A 3742-nucleotide genomic window follows, 5' to 3' on the forward strand; every position below is an offset into this window, starting at 1 on the left:
CCTGGTCATCCTCAATGCAAAAGCACGCGATGCGCGCAACGAGTTCGTAATTGCAACTTGACACCCCAGATAGTCGCTCTCCCCCGATCGACGGGGTAGAGGAAAGGCGCGAGCCTATTGAGCCAGCGCTCCTTACGCTGGGCTCCCTTCCTCTCCCTCCGGAGGGGGGAGAGGTGGCGCTGCGAAGCAGCGACGGAGTGGGGGAAGCCGGTCCTTAAGCGCGAAGCCACTGATAGGTGAGCGCCACCGTGCTGGCCCGATACCGGGAAGTGGTAGGCATGTGAATCGCTCCAGACGGCCAGCCTCCCGAATTCTCGAACGATCTCAGGGCTCCAGTTCGACATCCCAGTACAGATAATCCATCCAGCTCTCATGCAGATGGTTGGGCGGGAACAGGCGGCCATTGTTGTGCAGATCGTGCACCGTCGGCTGGAAAGGCTTCTGCAGCGGCCACATCTTGGCATGCGCCGGCATCATGCCGCCCTTCCTGAGGTTGCAGGGCGAACAGGCGGCAACGACATTCTCCCATGTCGTCGCGCCGCCACGGTGGCGGGGAATGACGTGATCGAAGGTCAAGTCCTCCGGCGTGCCGCAATACTGGCACTGGAAACGGTCGCGCAGGAAGACGTTGAAGCGGGTGAAGGCCGGGTGCCTGGAGGGCTTCACATAGGCCTTCAGGCTGACCACGCTCGGCAGCTTCATCGAGAAGGTCGGCGAGGAGACGGCGTGCTCGTATTCGGCGACGATGTTCACCCGGTCGAGGAACACCGCTTTGATGGCATCCTGCCACGACCAGAGCGACAAGGGATAATAGCTGAGCGGACGGTAATCCGCATTCAGCACCAGTGCTGGAAGCCCATCCGGAGATACGGCAACCGTCACGTGTTCACCTCCTTGGTTCTAGACCCGAACGGCGCGGATACTGTAAGCCCGACATGACAGGGATGTGAAGCGGATTGTCGCGTGGCCTAAGCGCCAAAAATGCGTGATTTTTATCATTTTTTGCGGATTCAGGCCGGCGGCGCGGCGTCCCGCCCTCTGGTTTCACGATAATAGGACCAGAAAAGCCGCGATGCGACACCTCGCCACGGGCTCCATGATTCGGCCAATGCGATCAGGGTTTTCTCCGGCGGACGCGGCTCGATGCAGAGCGCGTGGCCGACCGCGCTCTGCAGCGCGACGTCGCGCGCGGGGAAGATGTCGGGATGCCCGGCGGCGAATAAGAGATACACTTCCGCCGTCCACGGGCCGATGCCGGACACCGCCGTCATCGTCGTGATCGCCTCCTGGGCATCGAGCGAACAGAGGTGATGAAGGTCGAGGCCGTCGGCCACCGCCTGGGCAATTGCGATCAGGCCGCGCTGCTTGGGCCGCGACAGGCCGGCCTCGCGAAACATGTCCTCGCCGGCGGCCAGGATCGCTTGCGGCGTCAGCGGATCGACGAGTTTGGTCAGCCGGCCGAAGATCGCATCGGCACTGGCGCGGGACACTTGCTGCGAGACGACGATCGACGCCAGGCTTCGAAACCCCGGCTCGGACAGCCGCAGCGGCACCTCGCCGGCCATGCCGCGCACCTTTTCCAGGCGCGGGTCGATCACGCAAAGCGCATCGAGCCCCCGGGCAATGTCGTCTGATGTCACGATACGGCGCATGCTTTCTTGTTCCTCGACCGTCGACAGGGTAGCAATTGGCGAAGCGCCGCAAAACATGATTGCCGCCTGAGAGATGACACTCCTGACATTCCGCTTCGCGCCCAGCCCCAACGGAGACCTGCATCTCGGCCACGCCTATTCGGCGCTGCTCAACCAGAAGCTGGCGGCACAGGCGCACGGCCGCCTGCTGCTGCGCATCGAGGATATCGACACGACGCGCTGCACGCCGCTATTCGAGGCAGGCGTGCTTGCCGACCTGAAATGGCTGGGGCTTGGCTGGGAAGAGCCGGTGCGCCGCCAGTCCGAGCATTTCGCCGAATACCAAGCGGTGCTCGAGCGGTTGATCGCGGACGAACTCGTCTACCCCGCCTTCATGAGCCGTGGCGAGATCCGCGCCTTCATCACCGACAGCGAAAAGCGTGGGCGCGACTGGCCGCGCGATCCCGATGGCGTGCCGCTCTACCCCGCCACCGACAAGGCGCTGCCGCTGAAGGAACGCCAGCGGCGGATCGCCGAGAATGCACCCTTCGCCTGGCGGCTGGATGTCGATGCCGCCATGGCGCGTGTCGGCAAGGACCTTTCATGGACGGAGTATTCTGACGAGACGCTTTCCGCGACGCGCTCCGTCGAAGCCCGCCCGCGGGACTGGGGCGACGTGATCTTGGCGCGCCGAGACATTCCGACCAGTTACCACCTCGCCGTCGTCATGGACGATGCGCTGCAAGACGTCAGCCACGTCGTGCGCGGCCAGGATCTGTTTTCCGCCACTGGCGTGCAGCGCCTGCTGCAGCAACTCCTCGGACTGCCGCAACCGGCCTATTTCCATCATCGTCTGATCCTCGGGACGGACGGACGAAAACTGTCGAAGAGCTTCAGTGATACCGGCCTTGCCGCATTGCGCCATGCCGGCGCATCGCCTGACGACATCAGGCGGATGGTCGGGTTTTGAGCTCGGTGAGACCAGGGCGCCACCCCCCAAATGCGCCGGCCGTTGAATTCCGGTGACGCATGGATCAACGGTTTCGTTTTGCGCGCCGGGTTGAAGCGCAGTAGAGCAGCGCCACGGTCAACTCCCTCCAGCGCGGCGGTCTCCGGAACATGCACAGCATCAAGCGGTTCATCCCCGCCACCTTCGTCGTCCTGTGGGCGACCGGCTTTATCGGCGCGCGCTACGCCATGCCGTGGGCGGAACCGTTCACATTCCTCGCCGCGCGTTTCGTCATCGCCGCCACCCTGCTGGCCGTCCTGATGCTTGTGCTGGGCTCGAAAAGAGCCACCCGCGAGGAGGCGCTGCATGCCACCGGCGCCGGCATCCTGATGCATGGCGTCTATCTCGGCGCCGTCTTCTGGGCCATCCACAGGGGCATGCCGGCCGGATTTTCGGCCCTCATCGTCGGCCTGCAGCCGCTGATCACGGCGGTGCTTGCCGGTAAGTTTCTCGGCGAGGCGATCCTGCCGCGCCACTGGCTTGGCCTTGGTATCGGCCTCATCGGCATCGTCATCGTGCTGTGGCCGAAGCTCGGCGCGCTCGGCGGCGGCGTGACCGCGGCGACATTGACCGCCTCGCTGGTCTCGGTGCTCGGCATGAGCGCCGGCACCATCTGGCAAAAGCGCTTCGCTTCCGGCGGCGACCTCGTCGCGGCTACCATGTGGCAATATATCGGTGGCGGTTCGCTGATGCTCCTCGCCTCACTCGCCTTCGAGACCCACACCGTCGTCATCAACGGCGAACTGATCTTCGCCATGGCCTGGCTGGTGCTGGTGCTGTCGCTCGGCGCCATCTTCCTGCTGATGGTGATGATCCGCGACGGCGAGATGTCGAAAGTGGCGTCGCTGTTCTACCTGGTGCCGGCGGTGACGGCGGTCATCGCCTGGGCACTCTTCGACGAACAGCTCAACGCGCTGCAGATCGCCGGCATGGCGATCACGACCTTCGGCGTTGGCCTGGCAACGGCGCGGCAGACCAAGGGAAGAACTGTGGAATTGAGGCATTGAGGCATTGAGGCATTGAGGCATTGAGGCATTGAGGCATAGAGGAATTGAGGCATTGCTGAATTGAGGGCGTGAGGAATAGGTATAGATGGTGCGGG

At 63.8% G+C, this 3742-nt stretch carries 4 protein-coding genes; 2 read left to right on the top strand and 2 right to left on the bottom strand.

Annotated elements, in window-relative coordinates:
* Positions 1-324: 324 nt before the first annotated feature.
* Together NKI99_RS33440 and NKI99_RS33445 are read right to left on the bottom strand one after the other, a co-directional pair.
* Positions 325-882, bottom strand: coding sequence for an HNH endonuclease (locus NKI99_RS33440; RefSeq protein ID WP_006328497.1), 558 nt, complete (start codon positions 880-882; stop codon positions 325-327).
* Between the two features lie 128 nt (positions 883-1010).
* Positions 1011-1652: a DNA-3-methyladenine glycosylase family protein gene (locus NKI99_RS33445; RefSeq protein ID WP_352613705.1), complete on the bottom strand. Its 642-nt coding sequence runs from the start codon at positions 1650-1652 to the stop codon at positions 1011-1013.
* Between the two features lie 73 nt (positions 1653-1725).
* Here NKI99_RS33445 and gluQRS point away from each other — a divergent pair, with 73 nt between their 5' ends.
* Positions 1726-2601, top strand: coding sequence for a tRNA glutamyl-Q(34) synthetase GluQRS (gene gluQRS / locus NKI99_RS33450; RefSeq protein ID WP_128304570.1), 876 nt, complete (start codon positions 1726-1728; stop codon positions 2599-2601).
* 149 nt (positions 2602-2750) lie between these two features.
* Positions 2751-3647: a DMT family transporter gene (locus tag NKI99_RS33455; protein ID WP_352613707.1), complete on the top strand. Its 897-nt coding sequence runs from the start codon at positions 2751-2753 to the stop codon at positions 3645-3647.
* Positions 3648-3742 lie beyond the last annotated feature (95 nt).

Source organism: Mesorhizobium sp. M0239 (assembly GCF_040321815.1).
Classification (GTDB): domain Bacteria; phylum Pseudomonadota; class Alphaproteobacteria; order Rhizobiales; family Rhizobiaceae; genus Mesorhizobium.

Excerpts from the sequence above, each read along its gene's own strand:
- NKI99_RS33445 (WP_352613705.1), bottom strand. The coding sequence starts at position 1,652 with ATGCGCCGTATCGTGACATCAGACGACATTGCCCGGGGGCTCGATGCG.
- gluQRS (WP_128304570.1), top strand. The coding sequence starts at position 1,726 with ATGACACTCCTGACATTCCGCTTCGCGCCCAGCCCCAACGGAGACCTG.
- NKI99_RS33455 (WP_352613707.1), top strand. The coding sequence starts at position 2,751 with ATGCACAGCATCAAGCGGTTCATCCCCGCCACCTTCGTCGTCCTGTGG.